Origin of the sequence: Pseudomonas sp. RA_5y_Pfl1_P24 (genome assembly GCF_963970945.1) — a bacterium.
GTDB lineage: Bacteria > Pseudomonadota > Gammaproteobacteria > Pseudomonadales > Pseudomonadaceae > Aquipseudomonas > Aquipseudomonas tritici.
In genome coordinates, this window is record NZ_CAXAOJ010000001.1 from 512935 (window position 1) to 533293 (window position 20359).

A 20359-nucleotide genomic window follows, 5' to 3' on the forward strand; every position below is an offset into this window, starting at 1 on the left:
GAGCGGCACTTTACCGGGTGGTGGGGGGTGAGGCAATTAACCCAGCGTTTGTGGTGTGACTGATGGCCTCTTTGCAATCAAGCCCGCCCCCACATTCGATCGAGTTAAATGCAATCAAATGTGGGGCTTGCCCGCAAAGAGGCCCGAAAGCACAACAAAAAAAAACCGCGCCTGTCACCAGAACGCGGGTTTCTCATCTTGCCTCAAGCGATCAACGCTCCAGCAGAATCCGCAGCATACGACGCAACGGCTCAGCCGCGCCCCACAGCAGCTGGTCGCCAACGGTGAACGCGCCCAGGTACTGGGTGCCCATGTTCAGCTTGCGCAGACGACCCACCGGCACATTCAGGGTACCCGTGACCTTGGTCGGGCTCAGCTCCTGCATGCTGATATCACGGTTGTTCGGGACCAGCTTGACCCACGGATTGTGCTGGCTGATCAGCCCTTCGATATCGGCAATCGGCACATCTTTGTTCAGCTTGATGGTCAGCGCCTGGCTGTGGCAGCGCATCGCGCCGATGCGCACGCAGATGCCATCCACTGGGATCGGGCTCTTGAAGCGACCGAGGATCTTGTTGGTCTCGGCCTGGGCCTTCCACTCTTCGCGGCTCTGGCCGTTCGGCAGTTCTTTGTCGATCCATGGGATCAGGCTGCCAGCCAATGGCACGCCGAAGTTCTCGGTCGGGTACGCATCGCTGCGCATGGCTTCGGCCACACGACGGTCGATATCGAGGATCGCGCTGGCCGGGTCCGCCAGTTGATCGGCGACGGCTGCGTGGGTCGCGCCCATTTGCTTGATCAGTTCACGCATGTTCTGCGCGCCGGCACCGGAGGCCGCCTGATAGGTCATGGCGCTCATCCACTCGACCAGGCCGGCTTCAAACAAACCGCCCAGGCCCATCAGCATCAGGCTGACGGTGCAATTGCCGCCGATGTAGTTCTTGGTGCCGGCGTCCAGTTGCTGGTCGATGACCTTGCGGTTCACCGGGTCCAGGACGATTACCGCGTCATCCTGCATACGCAGGCTTGAGGCGGCGTCGATCCAGTAGCCCTGCCAGCCGGCTTCGCGCAGCTTGGGGAAGACTTCGCTGGTGTAGTCGCCACCCTGACAGGTCAGAATCACGTCGAGGGTCTTCAGCTCTTCAATATTGTAGGCGTCTTTGAGCGGGGCAATATCCTTGCCCACGGACGGCCCTTGGCCACCCACGTTCGAAGTGGTGAAAAACACCGGCTCAATAAGATCGAAATCCTGCTCTTCCAGCATCCGCTGCATGAGCACGGAACCGACCATACCGCGCCAACCGATCAGACCTACACGTTTCATCGCAACTACACCTTGTTAAAAAGTGGGCCGCCTTGCAGCAACAACTGCAAGCGGGCCAGAGAGATTACAGATTCCGCAGCGCGGCGACTACTGCGTCGCCCATTTCTTGCGTACCGACCTTGGTGCAACCCTGCGACCAGATGTCGCCAGTGCGTAAACCCTGGTCCAGCACCAGGCTCACGGCTTTCTCGATGGCGTCTGCGGCGTCGCTCAGGTTGAAGCTGTAACGCAACATCATCGACACCGACAGAATCGTCGCCAGCGGGTTGGCAGTGCCCTGGCCCGCGATGTCCGGCGCCGAGCCGTGGCAAGGCTCGTACATGCCCTTGTTGTTGGTGTCCAGAGACGCCGACGGCAGCATGCCGATGGAACCGGTGAGCATCGACGCCTGGTCGGACAGAATGTCGCCGAACAGGTTGTCGGTGACGATCACGTCGAACTGCTTCGGCGCGCGCACCAGTTGCATGGCGGCGTTGTCGACGTACATGTGGCTCAGTTCGACGTCCGGGTAGTCCTTGGCCACTTCTTCAACAATTTCGCGCCACAGCTGGCTGGAAGCCAATACGTTGGCTTTATCCACCGAGCAAACCTTTTTGCCGCGCACGCGGGCCATGTCGAAACCGACACGGGCGATACGACGGATTTCGCTCTCGCTGTACGGCAGCGTGTCGTAGGCCTGGCGCTCACCATTCTCCAACTCACGCACGCCGCGTGGCGAGCCGAAATAGATACCGCCGGTCAGCTCACGCACGATCAGGATATCCAGGCCCGCCACCACTTCCGGCTTGAGGCTCGACGCGTCGGCCAGTTGCGGGTAGAGGATCGCCGGGCGCAGGTTGCCGAACAGGCCCAGTTGCGCGCGGATTTTCAGCAGACCGCGCTCAGGGCGGATGTCACGTTCGATCTTGTCCCATTTCGGGCCACCCACGGCGCCGAGCAGTACGGCGTCAGCCGCGCGGGCGCGCTCCAGGGTTTCGTCGGCCAGCGGCACGCCGTGCTTGTCGATGGCCGCACCGCCGATCACGTCGTGGCTCAGTTCAAAGCCCAGGCTGTACTTGCTGTTGGCGAGTTCCAGGACCTTGACCGCTTCGGCCATGATTTCCGGACCAATACCGTCGCCAGGGAGAATCAGAATCTGCTTGCTCATGCGTTCCTCATTTCATCAAGCGACCCGCCCGTGGGCAGGTCGGGGAAAATCAATCAGCGTTCGGCCCAGACCACCAGCACGTCGGTGCTGAAGGTGCCGTCGGCCTGAATTTCGTAGTAATCGCGCACTTCCTGGCCCATCGCCGTTTGCAGCTCGAGGATTGCGGCGCGCAATACCGCTGGCGTGCGCATGCGCTCGACCCACGAGGTGTATTCCAGGCGCAGGCGCTGACGGCTGCTGTTGCGTACGTGCAAACCGGCTTCGCTGAGCTGACGCATCCATTCGGCGGCGGAGTAATCACGCACGTGGCTGGTGTCGCGCAGTACTTCGACGGTTTGCAGGTAAGTGTCCAACAGCGGGCTGCCCGGTGACAAGACGTCCACGAAGGCCACCACGCCGCCTGGCTTGAGCACCCGGCGTACTTCACGCAGGGCCAGGCCGAGGTCGCTCCAGTGGTGGGCCGAATAGCGGCTGAACACGTAGTCGAACTCGCCGTCGGCGAACGGCAGGCGTTCAGCGGCGCCCTGTACGGTGCGAATGTTGTCCAGGCCGCGGTCTACAGCTGCGCCGGCGACTACGTCGAGCATCTGTTGGGAGAGGTCGTAGGCCACGACTTCTTTGACCAGCGGCGCCACGTGAAAACTGACATGACCGGCGCCGCAGCCCAAATCCAGCAGTCTCGCACTGCCCTGCCCGGCCAGTTCGGCCTGGAGCAGCGCGAATTCGGTGCCTTGGGCGTGCACGGCACTGCTCAGGTAGGCCGAGGCTTGCTCACCGAATTGTTTTTGCACGACTTGGGTGTGGGCGGTGCGTGTCATGGTGGTTTTCCTTGGGACTTGTGTTGTTTTTACTGCCGCTTTCGCGAGCCAGTCCGGCTTACATAGAATCAGGCATCGCGAAACAACCATGGCTGGCTAGCCCGGTGCTTGGCCTCAAACGCGGCAATCGCATCACCGTCCTGCAAGGTCAGGCCGATATCGTCCAGGCCGTTGATCAGGCAGTGCTTACGGAAGGCATCGACTTCAAAGTGATACACCTTGCCGTCCGGACGGGTCACGGTTTGCGCGGCCAGGTCAACCGTCAACTGGTAGCCCACATCGGCTTCCACTTGTTTGAACAGTTCGTCGACTTCTTCATCGGTGAGGATGATCGGCAACAAGCCGTTCTTGAAGCTGTTATTGAAGAAGATGTCGGCATAGCTCGGCGCGATGATGCTGCGAAAGCCATATTCTTCCAGCGCCCACGGCGCGTGTTCACGGCTGGAGCCGCAGCCGAAGTTTTCCCGGGCGAGCAACACGCTGGCGCCTTGGTAGCGTTCGGCGTTGAGCACGAAATCCTTGTTCAACGGACGCTTGGAGTTGTCCTGGTAGGCGTAGCCCACGTCCAGGTAGCGCCACTCGTCGAACAGGTTCGGGCCGAAACCGGTGCGCTTGATCGACTTCAAGAACTGCTTGGGGATGATCTGGTCGGTGTCCACGTTGGCACGGTCCAACGGCGCGACTAAACCTGTGTGTTGTGTAAAAGCACGCATCGGGTATTCCTCAGATCAATTCGCGAACGTCGATGAAACGACCGTTGACGGCAGCCGCAGCGGCCATGGCCGGGCTGACCAGGTGGGTGCGCCCACCGGCACCCTGGCGCCCTTCGAAGTTACGGTTGGAGGTGGACGCGCAATGCTCGCCCGACTCCAAACGGTCCGGGTTCATCGCCAGGCACATCGAGCAGCCCGGCTCACGCCATTCAAAGCCGGCCTCGAGGAAAATCTTGTCCAGGCCTTCCGCCTCGGCTTGCGCCTTCACCAGGCCCGAACCTGGCACCACGATGGCTTGCTTGATGGTCGAAGCGACTTTTCGGCCTTTGGCGATCACCGCTGCAGCGCGCAGGTCTTCGATCCGAGAATTGGTGCAGGAACCGATGAACACGCGATCCAGTTGAATGTCGGTAATCGCCTGGTTGGCTTTCAGACCCATGTACTTCAAGGCGCGCTCAATGGAACCGCGCTTGACCAGGTCGACCTCTTTGGCCGGGTCTGGCACGTTCTGATCGACGGCCAGAACCATTTCCGGCGAAGTACCCCAACTGACTTGCGGTTTGATCTGGGCAGCGTCGAGTTCAACCACAGTGTCGAACACTGCATCGGCGTCGGACACCAGGTCTTTCCAGGCTTCTACCGCAGCATCCCAATCGGCGCCTGATGGCGCGAACGGACGGCCTTTTACGTAGTCGACGGTCTTCTCGTCCGCCGCCACCATGCCCACACGGGCACCGGCTTCGATGGACATGTTGCAGATGGTCATGCGGCCTTCGATGGACAGGTCGCGAATCGCACTGCCAGCGAACTCGATGGCATGGCCGTTACCGCCGGCGGTGCCAATCTTGCCAATTACCGCCAGCACGATGTCTTTAGCGGTCACGCCGAACGGCAATTTGCCCTCAACGCGCACCAGCATGTTCTTCATCTTTTTGGCGACCAGGCACTGGGTGGCGAACACATGTTCAACCTCAGAAGTACCGATGCCGTGGGCCAAGGCGCCAAACGCGCCGTGGGTGGAGGTATGGGAGTCGCCGCAAACCACGGTCATGCCAGGCAACGTCGCGCCCTGCTCCGGGCCGATCACGTGGACGATACCTTGACGCACGTCATTCATCTTGAATTCGGTGATGCCATATTCGTCGCAGTAGTCGTCGAGGGTCTGCACCTGCAAACGCGACACGGTGTCGACGATGGCGTCGATGCCGCCCTTGCGCTCAGGGGTGGTCGGTACGTTGTGGTCCGGGGTAGCGATGATCGAGTCGACGCGCCAGGGCTTGCGCCCGGCCAGTCGCAGGCCTTCGAACGCTTGGGGCGAGGTCACTTCATGGATGATGTGACGGTCGATATAGATCAGCGACGAGCCATCGTCGCGCCGTTTCACTTCATGGGAATCCCAAAGCTTGTCGTAAAGCGTTTTGCCGGCCATCAGTCGGTCCTCATCATCGGTGCTTCTATACGCCGGGTTTTTCAATAACCCTTTGGCTTGTGACGCTGATGGTATGGCGCTACATTAAATAACTCAAATTCATATTTTTTATGCTTTGGATTACCAACTGGAATACCACCATGGACCTGGCCAACCTCAATGCTTTTATCGCCATCGCCGAGACTGGCAGCTTCTCCGGCGCCGGTGAACGCCTGCACCTGACCCAACCCGCCATCAGCAAACGCATTGCCGGCCTGGAGCAACAACTAAAGGTGCGATTGTTCGACCGCCTGGGTCGTGAAGTCGGCCTGACGGAAGCCGGGCGGGCCCTGCTGCCGCGCGCCTATCAGATCCTCAATGTGCTGGACGACACGCGCCGCGCACTCACTAACCTGACCGGCGAAGTCAGCGGTCGCCTGACCCTGGCCACCAGCCACCATATCGGCCTGCACCGCCTGCCGCCTGTGCTACGCACCTTTACCCGGGAATACCCCAATGTGGCGCTGGATATTCAGTTCCTCGATTCGGAAGTGGCCTACGAAGAAATCCTCCACGGCCGCGCCGAAGTGGCAGTAATTACCCTGGCGCCCGATCCGCACAACCTTGTACGTGCCACCCCGGTGTGGGACGACCCACTGGATTTCGTGGTGGCGCCGGAGCACAGCCTGATCAGCAATGACCGCGTCAACCTGGCCGATATCGCCGGCCATCCGGCGGTTTTCCCGGGCGGCAACACCTTTACTCACCATATTGTCAGCCGGCTGTTCGAGGCCCAGGGCCTCACGCCGAACATCGCAATGAGCACTAACTATTTGGAAACTATCAAGATGATGGTGTCGATCGGCCTGGCCTGGAGCGTTTTACCGCGCACTATGCTCGATGAGCAGGTGGCAAGTATCGCTTTGCCGGGCATACAGCTCAGTCGCCAGCTAGGCTATATCGTGCACACCGAAAGGACGCTGTCGAACGCTGCGCGGGCTTTCATGAGCCTATTGGATGCACAGGTCGATCTGCCAGGGATACCGGCATGACACTGTGCGGACTCAAGGTCTGAAAAAACCGCGCTTTACGCCCATCGAGCCAAGGCCCTTTGATAATGCGCAACCCCTCCGATTCCGTGCCACCCCTGCCCCGCATCTACGCCCTTGATCCTCAACAGGCGGAGCAAAGCTGGGACAGTGCCCCGCAGTTGCTGGCAGCGCTCAATGCCGCCCGGCTAGGTGCATGGTGCTGGGAGATCGACAGCGGCAGGATAAGCTGGTCGCGGGGCACCCAGGCGCTGTTCGGCTTTGACCCGCGCCAACCACTGCCCAAGGACCTGGATTATCTCGACCTGCTGGCGCCACAGGATCGCGCCCGAGTGGTGCGGGCCTTTCACGCCGTACTGGCCGGCGAGCCATTCGAGCAAGCCATGCACCACCACATCCAGTGGCCGGACGGCACCCATCACTGGCTAGAAATCAACGGCAGCCTGGCGCCAGATAAAGCCGGTCGGCGCCGCATGATCGGGGTGATCCGCGAGACCACCCGCCAGCGCGAACGCGAGCACGCCCTCAGCCACTCCGAAAAACGCTTTGCCACCTTGTTCCACCTGTGCCCCAACATGGTATTACTGACCCGCCAGTGCGACGGTTTGATCAGCGAAGCCAACCAATATTTCGAAATGCTCTTTGGCTGGCCGCTGGCCGACGCCATTGGCCGCACCACCCTGGAGCTCGGCCTGTGGCGCCGCCCGGAGCAACGTGCGTTGCTGGTCAAGGCCACGCAGCGCAAGGGCCGGCCCATTACCATGGAGGTGCAGTTTTGTGCCAGCAACGGCCAGGTCCACGATGGCACCCTCAGCGCACAAAAGGTCGAGTTGGAAGGTGAGGCGTATTTACTCAGCACCTTTCTCGACACCACCGAGCGCAAAAACGCCGAGCAAGCCCTCAAGGACAGCCAGGAACGCCTCGACCTGGCCCTGGATTCTGCGCAACTGGGCACCTGGGACTGGCACATCCCCACCGGCATGCTCTACGGCTCGGCACGCTCCGCCCAATTGCACGGTCTGCCGCCCGAACCGTTCCATGAGTCCTTCGACGCGTTTTTCGAAGGCATGCCCCATGAAGAACGCGACAGCATGCGCAACGCCTACCGCACCCTGCGCGAGGGCCCTGCCGGCAACTATCAACTGACCTACCGCGTGCCCATGGTAGACGGCAGCTCGCGCTACCTTGAAAGCCGTGCCCGCCTCTATCGCGATGATAAAGGCGCGCCGCTGCGAATGGCCGGCACCTTACTGGACATCACGGACCAAGTGGAGCGCGAACAACGCCTGACCGCCTCCGAAGAAAAATTCGCCAGCCTGTTCCAGGCCAGCCCGGATCCAATCTGCGTGACCTGCCTGGACAGCGGCGTGTTTATGGAGATCAACCCTGCCTTTACCCAGACCTTTGGCTGGACCGCCGCTGAGGTGATCGACAAAAGTGCCGAGCAGATCGGCCTGTGGGACGAGTCGAGCAAACGCCTGCAGCGAATCGAGCGGGTAATCCGCGAGCAGACGCTGAGCAATGTGGCGATCGTGGCGCATCACAAAAACGGACAAAGCCTGACGTGCGTGATTTCCAGCCGCTTGATCAAGGTCGGCGACCAGCCATGCATCGTCACCACGCTGCGGGACATCACTCAGCAACAACGCTCGGAAGCTGCACTCAAGGCCAGCGAGGAAAAGTTCGCCAAGGCCTTCCATTCCAGCCCCGACGCGATTTCCATCACCGAGCGCGACACCGGCCGTTATGTGGAGGTCAATGACGGTTTCTGCCGCCTGACCGGCTATCGTGCCAAGGAAGCCATAGGCCTGACCCTTTACCAGATCGGCATCTGGGCCGATGAAAACCAACGCGCCGCGCTATTGGCCGAATTGCAGATCAAAGGCCGCATCCACCACCTGGAAATGCTCTGGCACAACAAACGCGGCGAGTTGCTGGCGGTGGAGGTCTCGGTGGAGCCCATCACCCTGAATGAAACCCCGTGCCTGCTGCTGACAGCACGGGACGTGAGCCTGCTGAAAAACGCCCAGGCACAGATCCGCCACCTGGCCTACCACGACCCGTTGACCAACCTGCCCAACCGCGCCCTGTTGATGGACCGCCTAAGCCAGCAAATTGCCCTGCTCAAGCGCCACAATTTGCGCGGTGCGCTGCTGTTCCTGGACCTTGACCACTTCAAACACATCAACGACTCCCTCGGCCATCCGGTCGGCGACTCGGTGCTGAAGATCGTCACCGCACGCCTGGAGGCCAGCGTGCGTATGGAAGACACCGTGGCGCGCCTGGGCGGCGATGAGTTCGTGGTGCTGCTCAGTGGGCTGGATGGTTCGCGCATGGAAGTCAGCAATCAGGTGCAAGAACTGGCCGATACCCTGCGCGAATTACTCTCGGAGCCGATGTTCCTCGATGGCCATCGTTTGCAGGTCACGCCGAGTATTGGCGTGGCGCTGATTCCCGACCACGGCACCACGCCGGCGGACTTGCTCAAGCGCGCCGACATCGCCCTGTATCGCGCCAAGGACTCAGGGCGCAACACCACGCAGATGTTCCATAACAGCATGCAAAAAACCGCCAGCGAACGCCTGCGCATGGAGACCGACCTGCGCCTGGCGCTGTCGCGCGGCGAGTTCAGCGTGCATTACCAGCCGCAAGTGGATGCACGCGGCAACAAGATCGTCGGCGCCGAGGCGTTGGTGCGCTGGCAGCACCCGCAACTGGGCGCGCAGTCACCGTCCGAATTCATCAAGGTACTGGAGGACAGCGGCCTGATCCTTGAAGTCGGTACCTGGATCCTTGATGAAGCCTGCGCGGCCTTTCAACAACTGGTCGCGGAAGGCCTGGTAGACCCGTTGAACTTCAGCCTGTGCGTTAACATCAGCCCTCGGCAGTTCCGCCAGAACGATTTTGTGGAGCGGGTGGAGCGCAGCCTCAAGCAGCACCAATTGCCGTTCAGTCTGCTGAAACTGGAAATCACCGAAGGCATTGTGATCCAGAACCTGGACGACACCATCAGCAAAATGCGCCGCCTGAAAAAACTCGGCGTGAGCTTTGCGATGGATGACTTCGGCACCGGTTACTCATCGCTCACTTACCTCAAGCGCCTGCCGGTGGATGCGCTGAAGATCGACCAATCCTTTGTGCGTGACGCCACTCACGACCCCAACGACGCCGAAATCATTCGCGCCATTGTGGCGATGGCTCGCAGCCTCAACCTGGTGGTGATCGCCGAGGGTGTGGAAACCCAGGATCAACTGGCATTCCTGCAGGGCTTGGGTTGCCATTTGTACCAAGGCTATTGGCACAGCCGACCACTGCCGATGATCGGATTCAGGGAGCTGTTGATCGCCGACAAGGGTGGGGTTTAAACCAGTTTCAGTGCGCGGCCGCCCTTTTCCATCCAGCGCGAGTCGTTCAAGTCGCGCTTGGCGCCATATTCATCGACAGCGCCGTCGACAACGACCACGGAATGCCCGAAGTTCGCCAGAGTGCCTGGCACGCCTGACGCCAGTTCCTGCACGCTGCTCTGGCGAGTGAAGGCGTACAAGCCCAGACGGCGCAGCGCGTCGCCAGGCACCTCACCGTCATTCAGTGTTTTGAGGGCGACGTCAAACCCGGCACTGGCGCGGAATTCGTGGTCTTCCAACTGTGCACGCTTGGCGCTCGCGGCATAAAGGAACACGGCGTCGTCAACCAGCCCTTTATCCGTACCGTAGAAGTTAGCCGCCGCGCGTGCCATTTCCAGCTCGACATAGGTGAGGCGCACCGTGCAGCCATCGCGCATGGTAACGGTGAAACCGTCCGGCGTTTCGTCGACACGCTTGAAGATCCCCAAAGGGTTTTGCCCGTATTTCATCATCGCCGCCTTGATCGCCGACACCGTGACACAGTTACCTTCCACGCCTTGATAGAAACCGCCCCAGATATCGACTGGCTTGACGCCGACGGGGGGCGCCGGGAATTGCGCAGGCTTGGCGTTGGGCGCTCGGGCAACGTCCGCGGCAAGATGGTAGCCATAGTCCTTTACGACGGCCTGTTTCTCACCGTCGCGATGCTTGATGCCATCCACTACCAAAGCGCTTGAATAGTTGAACGCAGGGGTGACGCCAACACGGGTCGGATCGCGCAGCTTGTCGGGCGAAACAACCCGTAGAAAGCCGGTCAGGCCCATCCCCTTCAAGACGTTGTAAGTGTGCTCTCCGCGCAAGGTGCTCGATAACGCTGCCTCGAACTGAGCATTGCGTTCAACTTGCTTGCGCTTGGTAAAGGCGGCCAGCATGAAATTGGCATCGCCGGTCATTTGAGTGTCTGGGCCTGAAAACCTTGAGGCTTCGGCAGTGCGCTGCAGCTCTCGCCGGGAAAAACTCACCTCAAAACCATCTTTCATGGTGACGTTGAACCCATTCTCCGTGGCCACGATTTTTTCAAACATCTCAAAGGGCGACTGGCCAAACCTGAGCATCATCATCTTGATCACGGCGGCATGGCTGCTCAGGTCGAATGCTTCGCCAAACTTTCGCGAAGCCGCAGTGAAACCCTGCAACACCTCGGCGACCTGGGGGCGGACACTCGTCGTGACCTGGTCAGCCTTGGGCACGACGATCGGCGAGACGGGGGCTGTGGCCCTGCGGGGCTTCGGCGCACTGTCGCTCACCAGCGTATACATGTAGGTTCGATCGGGCGGGCTCTCCCTGCCAAAGCGGTGTGCCTTGCCGGCATAAATCAGCGACGAACCCGCGTCGTAGCTGTCTGCTACACCCACCCCTCCTTCGCTGACGACCGTCGCCGTGGGTACATACTGGAAATGGCCGGACAAGCCCATGCCCTTTAGCATGTTAAAGGTCGTCTCACCCTGTAAAGACTGGGTCAGGACCGCCTCAAAACTGGCTAGATCAACAGTGTTACCACTGCCCAACTGTTTGCGCTTGATGAACACAGCCAGCGCGAAATGAGCACTGCTCAATACATCGGCATCACTGCCGGTAAAACGCGATGCGACCGCCGCCTGTTGTAACTCCTGCTCGGAAAGGTGCAGCCTGAAACCGTCTTTCAGGATGACGTCATAACCATCACCGCAGCCCCTTACCTCGTTGAAAAAGTCAGCCGGACTCGATCCAAAAGTGAGCATCATCAGTTTGATGACTGCGCGGTGCGAACTCACATTGAAATACTCGCCGAAGCCACGCTCCGGCGCATCAAAGGTTGCGATGGGAAAGTTTTGTTGTTCTGAGTGGCTCGACAACGGCGTGACCATGGGCGTTAAGCGAGGAGAAGATTCAATGGCCGACGTACTCATATCATTAACTCTTAAATGAAATAGGTGGATGCGTCCTCGGCGGGAAACGCTAAAACTTCATAAACCCGTGTCTGAAATAAAAAAGCACGTTGAGGCTGCTGCAGATTAATCGGCCAGTTGAATCACCCACCTAAGCCTGCACAAGTGAGTCGTCTTTCGACCTTTCAAAGCGTGCATACAGTCAACGTGCTAAAACATGAACTACCGTTAAAGTGGCATCCCTGCGAACATTCCGTGGTGAGCCCTTGGCGGCTACATGGGTCAAATCGGACATTTATCGGCGTTATCAGACCAGCGCAATCGCCTGCCCACCTGTGGGCCGTTCGCCTCTGCGCCCGTAATACTCTTCACTTCCATCCACCACCGCAACCGAGTGCCCGCGTCTGTTGACCATACCGATCAACGACTTGTCGGCCAAGTCACGCGCCGACACGTGTTTCATATGATCCTTTAACCCCAAACGCTTGAGGCCCTCACCCGGCCCACGTTCATCCTCACGATCGTTAAGACTTCTTATGGCTGCATCAAAGCTTCTGTTCGCGAATCCATCGTTATTCTCTATTTGCGCACGCTTGGCAGAGCACGCAAAAAGGAAGTGTGCATCCTGGAGCATTTCCCGATCACTCATGGGAACAAAGGCAGCACCGCGAATAGCGCTGTCCAACTCAGACTTTTTCAAGGTCAACGCGAACCCATCGCGCATAACGACCTTATAACCGTCTGCAACCTTCTCAACAGACTTATAGATGTCCGTTGGGCTTTGGCCAAACTTTGCCATCGCCGCCTTGATCGCCGAGACCGTTACGCAGTTACCTTTGCTTCCCTGCCTAAAGCCATTCCAGATGTTGTTGGGTTTTGCTCCGTTACGCTTAGTGGACAGTTCGGGAATGGGCTCTTTTGGCTTGTCGACGGGTGTCGTATCGGGTGCGGGCTGCAGACGCGGCTGAGGCACAGGTAAGTCGCTGCTTTTTGGCTCCGGCGGACGCATATCTCCCCGCAGGAGGCTCTGCAATTGACTGAAGAGCTGCTTGAACAGTTCGGTCAGCATACCCATCAAGGCAATTGGGGCAGGGTTATTTCCGAAACTATCGCGTTTGAACTGTGTGCGGGGCGCCGGTGGTGCGGTACGAACGTTATTCTGGTGCCCTGAATCACACGAGGCACGAACAGAATAGTCAGGTGTCCGGTAAGGAATGATAGTGGCTTGCCTAGCGGGGCTATGGCTTATTGATGACATGCTTCAAATCTCTTTGAGTGTTCCCTGACCTAACGGGTCAGGGAACGGACATTTATGTTCAACGCCTCCAGACAGCAGGCTCAGAAACGTGAACGCAGGCTTGGCCTGGCAGCGCGATGGTCGTCGAATCGGCTCCGGGAGCCGCTGCTGGAATCGTTCACCAAGTCATCCGGTGCGGGGGCTGCAAGGTCCGGAGCAGGCCGAATCTCAGGCTTCGGATCAACCGTGGTCGAGGTAGGTTCGACCGGCGTTGCAGGCGCATTGGGTTCGGTTTTTTTAACGGTCGCCGGGGTGACCTGAGGCTGTAGCAACGGCGAGGTATCGAGCTTCGGCATTACCGGCGATGGCAGCGATGGTTGTTTATCGACCTTCGGGTTCACCACTGCAGGCGACTGGGGTTGGGCATCAACCTTTGGTGTGACCAATGCCGGTGGCGCGGGCTGCATATCGACCTTAGGGGTGAGCGCGGGCTGGGGGGCAATTTTTTCGCCTGTGTGCGGGCAGTGACAGCCCTGGACCTGCACTATTACGTTGATTTCGGAAGACAACTTATTATTCTGTGCAGTATCAGTGAGTGAAGTCATAGCCGGTTTGGTGGCGAGCTTGCCGTCAGGGGTAAGGTTCACCTGGGTATGCCCATCCGGCTTTACCTTCAAATCCGGGCCCGGCTTGGCTGGAGTCTTGGCCTGCGCAAGCGGCTCGATACCAGGCTTAACGTTCGTATCCGCAACGACTTTAGGATCAGGACCAGGCTTCACCTGCGTCCTGGCATCCGTTTGCGGCTCGATCTTGGGTTTAACGCTTGTATCTGCAACGACTTTAGGATCAGAGCTAAGCTTAACTTGCGTCTTGGCGTCCGTTTTCGGCTCGATCTTGGTCTTACCATTTGTATCTGCTACGACCTTTGGATCAGGCCCAGGCTTGAGTTGGGATTGAGCATCCAGCTCACCGGGCATCTTGGGCAGCACGCCCATACCCGCAAGCATGCTACGCATCGCCTTGACCGCGAACTCAAACATGGCGAACAACTTTTCCAGCGACTCTTTATCAACGGTCAGATTATTTTCTTTTGGCCCCGGGCTGCTATCTTTCAGAAACTTACTTACATTGTCCGCCGCCGACGATAGTTCGAGCGGTTTATCCACCTGCACTGACGCCTGATTAAGGCGTGCGTATTCTGTACTCATTGACATAAACGGTTTGGTCGACACATTAGACATACTGGTATTCCTTAGACCGCGCCCAGCCCTGCACTGACAGGAAAGAGCCACTTATTGATGTGGGGTGTAAAACAACGGTGAGTTCGACAAACTCGCAAGATTCGTGGGGCGAAACGGCGATGAGTTCCGAAGAACCCAGGCTTATATAAGGAAACCAAATAACCGGCCGAGCATTCTGCCCATGGGCATCCAGCCTAAAACCGAGAGGATGTAAGCCCTGCCCGCCCCATTAGATGATATTTAAGGCAATACCCTGGTAAAAAGTAATTTCAGGAAAACAACAAACCTTTTTGACACGTGCAACGTATGCTAATTAACGCACCCGCAAATACTTCAACTGCCTCCAAACAATGCCAACGCATTAAAACTTCGTAGCCGTCGAGCCCGACACTCATGCTTACTTGCATATATCCCGCGACAACATGATAACCCTCCAAACGCTACCCAGCCTGAACACCGCCCTGAACAGGGGGCGTTATCGTCACAACGTTATTTTTCAGACAAAAAAAAGGCGCCTTTCGGCGCCCGTTACAGCAAGGGATGAAACACTTATATATGTAAAGCTAATCTTGCAACACCCTCGACCGCTCACGCTGGCTGGGCATACCCAGCAAACGTCCGACCTGCTCCAGATCGGTCTCCCTACGCATCAGCGTAAACAACTCCACCGCTTCAGGGTAATTGCGGGTGAGCATCGCCAGCCATTGCTTCAAACGCCCCGGCGCTTGGCGCTCGGTCAGTTGCGCCACTGACTGGGTCCAGAAGTCTTGGAGCATGGGCTGCATGTCTGCCCAAGTCATCTCAACCACTTCCTCGCCCGCCCGCGCCGCGGCGATCTGCCGTGCCAGGTCAGGACGCGCGACCAGGCCGCGGCCCAGCATGATGTCTTCGGCGCCGCTGATTTCGCGGCAACGCTTCCAGTCGTCGACACTCCAGATGTCGCCATTGGCGAACACCGGGACCTTGACCACATCCTGTACCCGCGGGATCCATTCCCAATGGGCCGGCGGCTTATAGCCATCGGTCTTGGTGCGCGCATGCACGACGATATGCGCCGCGCCGCCTTCGGCCAAGGCGGTGGCGCAGACCAGGGCGCCGTCCGGGCTATCGAAACCCAAGCGCATCTTGGCGGTCACCGGGATGTGGGCCGGTACAGCGCGCCGGACGTGCTCGACGATCCGGTTGAGCAGCTCCGGCTCCTTGAGCAGCACCGCACCGCCACGGGACTTGTTGACAGTCTTGGCGGGGCAGCCGAAATTCAGGTCGATGACCTGCGAACCCAATTCGCAGGCCAAGGCCGCATTTTCGGCCAGGCACACCGGGTCGGAGCCGAGCAATTGCACGCGCAGCGGTACGCCAGCGGCGGTGTGGGCACCATGCAGTAGTTCCGGGGCGAGCTTGTGGAAATACGCAGGGGTGAGCAGGCGGTCATTGACGCGGATGAACTCGGTCACACACCAGTCAATACCGCCGACGCGGGTCAGCACGTCCCGCAGGATGTTGTCGACCAACCCCTCCATGGGCGCCAAAGCAATTTGCATGGAAAACACTCAACAAAAATCGTGGCGCAGTTTACTGGGTTTCCCACAGCAACCGTTAACCCCCTGTCAGGGCGGGGCCATAACCATCGAGAAACTCCGCTGGCATGCGCTTGGGCTTGCCAGTGGAGAGCTCAATGCAGACAAAGGTAGTGTGTGCGCGTAGCAAGGTGACGCCGTCACGCGGGCGTACCAGTTGGAAGCGCCGGGTCATCTTCAGGCGCTGGTCCCAGTCGACGATCCAGGTGGCCAGTTGCAGCTCATCGCCTTCGTAGCCTGCGGCCAGATAGTCGATCTCGTGCCGCACCACGGCCATGGCGCGGTCCAGTCGACGATATTCGGTAAGGTCCAGCCCCAGGCGCTGGGAATGGCGCCAGGCGCAGCGCTCCAGCCAAGACACATACACCGCGTTATTGGCGTGTCCCAGGCCGTCGATGTCTTCAGCGGCGACCTGCAGATCGATGATAAACGGCGTTACCAAATCCCAGCCCATGCCTTGCTCCAGTCGATTAATGTCGGCGGGAGGAGTGTATCAGGCGCTTTGCCGCTCCTGTAGACAGCGGCCGGCCAGCAATGCCAGCACACCGTCGATCACCCGTGGATCGGCCAACACTTTCTGGTGACCGCCCTGCTCCAGCCGCAGCAGGCGGCTGTCGAACCAGGCTTCGTGAATGGCTTGCGACGCCTTGACCGGGACGAACGTATCGTCTTCGGCGTGCACGATCAGGCCGGGGATATTCATCTGGTAGTGGGCCACATCCAAGTGTTTGAGCGGCATGCCGAACGTCAACTCGACCTCCTGGATAAACGCCGACCGTGCCCGCGCTGGCAAACCGACCCTCCTGGTAAAGTCGCGTAGCGCATCCAGAAAGCGTGACGGCGCGGCAATACTCACCAACGCCTCGGTACGCAAGCCTAACTGCACTGCCAGCATCGCACTGGCACCGCCCATTGAATGGCCGATCACGGCATGCAGCGGCGGCAACTCCGCCGCCGCCTCAAGCATGGCGCGAGCAAAGAGCAGCACATGGGCTTCACGCCCCGGCGAACGGCCATGGGCGGGACCGTCCAGGGCAATCACCGAATAACCATTGTCGACCAACGCACTGATCAGGCTCGCGAACTGGGTGGGCCGCCCTTCCCAGCCGTGCATCAACAGCACCGCAGGCCCCTGCCCCCAACGCAAGGCAGACAAACCGAAACGCAAGGTGATGCGCTCCGACTGCGCCAACAGCGGCAGCTCCCAATCGCGCGGCGGTAGATGACGCGGCGTCATGAAGGCACGACGCATCTTGTTGGCCACCATTTGCGGAGCCAGGTGCCCCAACGTACCGTTGAAGCGCCGAATCCAGGTTAGCGTGCCCATCATGAGAGCCCTCTTCTAGCGCACCGCCGACTTGGCGGCACGCAGCACACGGTCAGACAATTCACCAGGACCCAGCGCGCGGGCCAGGGCTAGGCCACCGATCATCAGCGCCATGTCAGCCAGGGCTTTGTCAGTGTCTTCAGGGCTGGCGGAGAGCTGCGCAGCCATCAGCTCGCAGTGCTCATTGAGTGCCTGGCGGAACTCATCCGGCAGACGGCTCATTTCGCCCACAGTGGCCGGGATCGGACATGCCTGGGCCGTTGAGTCACGGTGCTTGCGCGACAAGTAGAACGCCGCCACCAGGCTTCTACGCTCTTCTCCGGTCAGCTGTGGATCGATGTCGTCAATCGAGGCGCGACGCTTGGACAGCAACTGAGTAAAGGCCTCCAGCATCAGCGCGTCCTTGCTTTCGAAGTGCGCGTAGAAACCACCGACGGTCAGCCCCGCGGCGCCCATGACCTCCCCCACACTTGGCTCTACCGGGCCACGCTGGATCAACGCGGCGCTGGCAGCCTGCAGAATGCGTTCGCGGGTTTGCGCTTTTTTATCGCTCATCATTGCCTCCGATGTTCATGAGTTGAATATTATTACCATAATAATATTTGGCAAGCGACAGGCATGACCATTGGTCAGAAGAGAAAAAGCGAGTTGAGAGAGAGATCGGCCAAACGCCAGACAAACAAAAGGGCCATTCAATAATTGAATGACCCTTAAAAATCCCGCAGAGCGGGTAATCGTGGCGTCCCCTAGGGGACTCGAACCCCTGTTACCGCCGTGAAAGGGCGGTGTCCTAGGCCACTAGACGAAGGGGACACAAACCTTCTATACATTGATCAGCGCTGAGAACTGATCGATTCAAGGACCGAGTGACCGCAACCTTGAACCTGTAAAATTGGTGGAGCTAAACGGGATCGAACCGTTGACCTCTTGCATGCCATGCAAGCGCTCTCCCAGCTGAGCTATAGCCCCGGATTTTTCGTCTCGCGACGCAGCATACCTTTCGAAATGCTTGTTTAAACTGGCGTCCCCTAGGGGACTCGAACCCCTGTTACCGCCGTGAAAGGGCGGTGTCCTAGGCCACTAGACGAAGGGGACAAAACCTTCTGCACATCAATTCAAGGACGGTGTGGCCAGACCTTGAACCTGTAAATTGGTGGAGCTAAACGGGATCGAACCGTTGACCTCTTGCATGCCATGCAAGCGCTCTCCCAGCTGAGCTATAGCCCCTCATCGGTGAGGACGGGGCGAATCTTAATGGCGCTTTAGAAGTGTGTCAAATTTATTTTCAACAATTTCTAAAGTTTTTTGCCGGGATAACAATCACTTACCGGTGAAACCCCGGAAAACCGGGGTTTCACCGTTACAGCAGCCTGCTTAGGCGATAGCAGCCAGCAGTTTTTCCCACTCTTTGTTTTCTTTCTTTGATACACCACCAAGCAAATCAAGGGCTTGGCGCAGACGGAAACGCGTCAGGTCCGGGCCGAGAATTTCCATGGCATCCAGCACCGACACCGAACTGGCCTGCCCGGTGATCGCGGCAAACATCAAAGGCATGGCATCGCGCAGCTTCAATTCCAGGGACTCAACCACCGCCTGGATCGTCGCGGTGATCGCATCCTTCTCCCACTGACGCAGGCTTTCGAGCTTCCACAGGATCAACTGCATCAACTGGCGAACCTGATCACCGGAGAGTTTCTTGGACTCAAACAGCTTGGGGTCCGGGTTCACGCCACCGGCAAAGAAGAAGCTGGCCAACGGTGCGACCTGGCTGAATGTTTCCACCCTGCCCTGCACCAGCGGCGCGATCTTCATCATGTACTCAGGGTTCAACGCCCACTGCTGCACTCGGCTGGCGAACGCTTCCACCGGCAGGTCACGCAGCCATTGGCCATTGAGCCACGACAGTTTCTCGATATCGAAGATCGGCCCGCCCAGGGACACGCGGGACAGGTCGAAGTTGTCGACCATTTCCTGCAGCGAAAACTTCTCGCGCTCGTCCGGCATCGACCAGCCCATGCGGCCCAAATAGTTGAGCATCGCTTCCGGCATGAAGCCCATGCGCTCGTAGAAGGTCACCGAGGTCGGGTTCTTGCGCTTGGACAGCTTGCTCTTGTCCGGGTTACGCAACAGCGGCATGTAGCACAGCTGCGGCTGTTCCCAGCCGAAGTACTCGTAGAGCAGGATCAGTTTCGGTGCCGACGGCAGCCATTCTTCACCGCGTAGCACGTGAGTGATGCCCATCAGGTGGTCGTCGACCACGTTTGCGAGGAAGTACGTCGGCAGGCCGTCGGTCTTCATCAGCACTTGCATGTCCATGCGGTCCCACGGGATTTCGACGTCACCGCGCAGCATGTCCGGCACCACACACACGCCTTCACTCGGCACTTTCATGCGGATAACGTGCGGTTCGCCAGCGGCCAGGCGGCGGGCGACTTCTTCTTTCGACAGCAGCAGCGCACGGCCATCGTAGCGCGGGGTTTCGCCACGGGCCTGTTGCTCGGCGCGCATCTGGTCCAGCTCTTCTGCGGTGCAGAAGCACGGGAATGCATGACCCATGTCGACCAATTGCTGGGTGTACTGCTTGTAGATGTCACTGCGCTCGCTTTGGCGATAAGGACCGTGCGGGCCGCCGACGTCCGGGCCTTCCGCCCAGGTAATGCCCAACCAGCGCAGGGCATCGAAAATCTGCTGTTCCGACTCACGGGTAGAGCGCAGTTGGTCGGTGTCTTCGATCCGCAGGATGAATTCACCGCCGTGCTGCTTGGCAAAGCAGTAGTTGAACAAGGCGATGTAAGCAGTGCCGACGTGGGGATCCCCAGTAGGCGATGGCGCAATGCGCGTGCGGACGGTGGTCATGGCAGGTCTCGAATGGGCGATAAAGCTGAAAATTGAAACAAGGGAGGAATGGTAACAGCCTGGGGTGGTTGGGCTCCAGCCTGGGTGACTCTGATGGACCGCGTCGCGCCCATCGCAGCATGGGTATCTACACAACTTTCGGTGTTGTGTCCGACCAGTGGCGAGGGAGCTTGCTCCCGTGGCGGCTTGATAGTCGCTCGAGCCCTATTGGGTGTAAATCGATCAAAATGTGGGAGCTGGCTTGCCTGCGATGGCGGCCTCTGGGCTGACCATGCGGTGTGGTTGGAATGAGTACATATCCATTTCTGCGGTAACGGCTACTTAGGGTTTCGCCCTTACGGCGAGTCACTTTTGGAAGAGCGCCAAAAGTAACCCAAAACGCTTCGCCCC

15 protein-coding genes and 4 tRNA genes are annotated in these 20359 nt (G+C 59.1%); 2 read left to right on the forward strand and 17 right to left on the reverse strand.

Annotated features, from left to right (window positions below; all coding sequences use genetic code 11):
* Nucleotides 1-211 precede the first annotated feature (211 nt).
* The 5 genes from asd to leuC all read right to left on the reverse strand — a co-directional run bounded on the left by asd (nucleotide 212) and on the right by leuC (nucleotide 5431).
* The gene (asd, locus tag AACY30_RS02460; RefSeq protein ID WP_032859466.1) at nucleotides 212-1324 is read right to left on the reverse strand and encodes an aspartate-semialdehyde dehydrogenase; all 1113 of its coding nucleotides are present in this window, start codon (nucleotides 1322-1324) and stop codon (nucleotides 212-214) included.
* 64 nt (nucleotides 1325-1388) lie between these two features.
* A complete protein-coding gene (gene leuB, locus AACY30_RS02465; protein ID WP_339539597.1) occupies nucleotides 1389-2471 on the reverse strand; it encodes a 3-isopropylmalate dehydrogenase in 1083 nt (360 codons plus the stop codon).
* 53 nt (nucleotides 2472-2524) lie between these two features.
* Nucleotides 2525-3289: a class I SAM-dependent methyltransferase gene (locus AACY30_RS02470; RefSeq protein ID WP_339471292.1), complete on the reverse strand. Its 765-nt coding sequence runs from the start codon at nucleotides 3287-3289 to the stop codon at nucleotides 2525-2527.
* A 68-nt stretch (nucleotides 3290-3357) separates the two neighbouring features.
* Nucleotides 3358-4002, reverse strand: coding sequence for a 3-isopropylmalate dehydratase small subunit (leuD, locus tag AACY30_RS02475; RefSeq protein ID WP_032888286.1), 645 nt, complete (start codon nucleotides 4000-4002; stop codon nucleotides 3358-3360).
* A gap of 10 nt (nucleotides 4003-4012) precedes the next feature.
* The gene (gene leuC / locus AACY30_RS02480) at nucleotides 4013-5431 is read right to left on the reverse strand and encodes a 3-isopropylmalate dehydratase large subunit (RefSeq protein WP_339539599.1); all 1419 of its coding nucleotides are present in this window, start codon (nucleotides 5429-5431) and stop codon (nucleotides 4013-4015) included.
* A gap of 140 nt (nucleotides 5432-5571) precedes the next feature.
* On the opposite strand from leuC, the gene AACY30_RS02485 reads away from it, so the two are divergent.
* Together AACY30_RS02485 and AACY30_RS02490 are read left to right on the forward strand one after the other, a co-directional pair.
* Complete coding sequence (locus AACY30_RS02485) at nucleotides 5572-6462, forward strand: LysR family transcriptional regulator (protein WP_339471293.1); 891 nt, start codon at nucleotides 5572-5574, stop codon at nucleotides 6460-6462.
* A 65-nt stretch (nucleotides 6463-6527) separates the two neighbouring features.
* Nucleotides 6528-9824: an EAL domain-containing protein gene (locus tag AACY30_RS02490; protein ID WP_339539600.1), complete on the forward strand. Its 3297-nt coding sequence runs from the start codon at nucleotides 6528-6530 to the stop codon at nucleotides 9822-9824.
* On the opposite strand, the gene AACY30_RS02495 is transcribed toward AACY30_RS02490, so the two are convergent.
* The 12 genes from AACY30_RS02495 to gltX all read right to left on the reverse strand — a co-directional run bounded on the left by AACY30_RS02495 (nucleotide 9821) and on the right by gltX (nucleotide 19969).
* Entirely contained in the window at nucleotides 9821-11752 is a 1932-nt protein-coding gene (locus AACY30_RS02495; protein ID WP_339539601.1) for a hypothetical protein, read from the reverse strand. The two genes, AACY30_RS02490 and AACY30_RS02495, sit on opposite strands and share 4 nt — an antisense overlap.
* Before the next feature lie 286 nt (nucleotides 11753-12038).
* Nucleotides 12039-12800 (reverse strand): hypothetical protein, encoded by a 762-nt coding sequence (locus AACY30_RS02500; RefSeq protein WP_445261407.1) that lies wholly within the window; start codon nucleotides 12798-12800, stop codon nucleotides 12039-12041.
* Between the two features lie 269 nt (nucleotides 12801-13069).
* A complete protein-coding gene (locus tag AACY30_RS02505; protein WP_339539602.1) occupies nucleotides 13070-14209 on the reverse strand; it encodes a hypothetical protein in 1140 nt (379 codons plus the stop codon).
* A gap of 563 nt (nucleotides 14210-14772) precedes the next feature.
* Entirely contained in the window at nucleotides 14773-15750 is a 978-nt protein-coding gene (locus tag AACY30_RS02510) for a tRNA dihydrouridine synthase (protein WP_339539603.1), read from the reverse strand.
* A 55-nt stretch (nucleotides 15751-15805) separates the two neighbouring features.
* Nucleotides 15806-16240 (reverse strand): acyl-CoA thioesterase, encoded by a 435-nt coding sequence (locus AACY30_RS02515; RefSeq protein WP_339471299.1) that lies wholly within the window; start codon nucleotides 16238-16240, stop codon nucleotides 15806-15808.
* A 39-nt stretch (nucleotides 16241-16279) separates the two neighbouring features.
* The gene (locus AACY30_RS02520) at nucleotides 16280-17113 is read right to left on the reverse strand and encodes an alpha/beta hydrolase (RefSeq protein WP_339471358.1); all 834 of its coding nucleotides are present in this window, start codon (nucleotides 17111-17113) and stop codon (nucleotides 16280-16282) included.
* A 15-nt stretch (nucleotides 17114-17128) separates the two neighbouring features.
* Complete coding sequence (locus tag AACY30_RS02525) at nucleotides 17129-17668, reverse strand: TetR/AcrR family transcriptional regulator (RefSeq protein WP_339539604.1); 540 nt, start codon at nucleotides 17666-17668, stop codon at nucleotides 17129-17131.
* 182 nt (nucleotides 17669-17850) lie between these two features.
* Nucleotides 17851-17926: transfer RNA gene (locus tag AACY30_RS02530), tRNA-Glu, on the reverse strand.
* Nucleotides 17927-18006: 80 nt separating this feature from the next.
* A tRNA-Ala gene (locus AACY30_RS02535) sits at nucleotides 18007-18082 on the reverse strand.
* Nucleotides 18083-18132: 50 nt separating this feature from the next.
* A tRNA-Glu gene (locus AACY30_RS02540) sits at nucleotides 18133-18208 on the reverse strand.
* A 56-nt stretch (nucleotides 18209-18264) separates the two neighbouring features.
* A tRNA-Ala gene (locus AACY30_RS02545) sits at nucleotides 18265-18340 on the reverse strand.
* Between the two features lie 147 nt (nucleotides 18341-18487).
* On the reverse strand, nucleotides 18488-19969 hold the full coding sequence (gene gltX, locus AACY30_RS02550; protein ID WP_339471302.1) for a glutamate--tRNA ligase: 1482 nt from the start codon (nucleotides 19967-19969) through the stop codon (nucleotides 18488-18490).
* Between the last annotated feature and the right edge of the window lie 390 nt (nucleotides 19970-20359).

Coding starts and splice junctions, on each gene's coding strand:
- asd (WP_032859466.1), bottom strand. CDS start 1,324: ATGAAACGTGTAGGTCTGATCGGTTGGCGCGGTATGGTCGGTTCCGTG.
- leuB (WP_339539597.1), bottom strand. CDS start 2,471: ATGAGCAAGCAGATTCTGATTCTCCCTGGCGACGGTATTGGTCCGGAA.
- AACY30_RS02470 (WP_339471292.1), bottom strand. CDS start 3,289: ATGACACGCACCGCCCACACCCAAGTCGTGCAAAAACAATTCGGTGAG.
- leuD (WP_032888286.1), bottom strand. CDS start 4,002: ATGCGTGCTTTTACACAACACACAGGTTTAGTCGCGCCGTTGGACCGT.
- leuC (WP_339539599.1), bottom strand. CDS start 5,431: ATGGCCGGCAAAACGCTTTACGACAAGCTTTGGGATTCCCATGAAGTG.
- AACY30_RS02485 (WP_339471293.1), top strand. CDS start 5,572: ATGGACCTGGCCAACCTCAATGCTTTTATCGCCATCGCCGAGACTGGC.
- AACY30_RS02490 (WP_339539600.1), top strand. CDS start 6,528: ATGCGCAACCCCTCCGATTCCGTGCCACCCCTGCCCCGCATCTACGCC.
- AACY30_RS02495 (WP_339539601.1), bottom strand. CDS start 11,752: ATGAGTACGTCGGCCATTGAATCTTCTCCTCGCTTAACGCCCATGGTC.
- AACY30_RS02500 (WP_445261407.1), bottom strand. CDS start 12,800: ATGCTGACCGAACTGTTCAAGCAGCTCTTCAGTCAATTGCAGAGCCTC.
- AACY30_RS02505 (WP_339539602.1), bottom strand. CDS start 14,209: ATGTCTAATGTGTCGACCAAACCGTTTATGTCAATGAGTACAGAATAC.
- AACY30_RS02510 (WP_339539603.1), bottom strand. CDS start 15,750: ATGCAAATTGCTTTGGCGCCCATGGAGGGGTTGGTCGACAACATCCTG.
- AACY30_RS02515 (WP_339471299.1), bottom strand. CDS start 16,240: ATGGGCTGGGATTTGGTAACGCCGTTTATCATCGATCTGCAGGTCGCC.
- AACY30_RS02520 (WP_339471358.1), bottom strand. CDS start 17,113: ATGGGCACGCTAACCTGGATTCGGCGCTTCAACGGTACGTTGGGGCAC.
- AACY30_RS02525 (WP_339539604.1), bottom strand. CDS start 17,668: ATGAGCGATAAAAAAGCGCAAACCCGCGAACGCATTCTGCAGGCTGCC.
- gltX (WP_339471302.1), bottom strand. CDS start 19,969: ATGACCACCGTCCGCACGCGCATTGCGCCATCGCCTACTGGGGATCCC.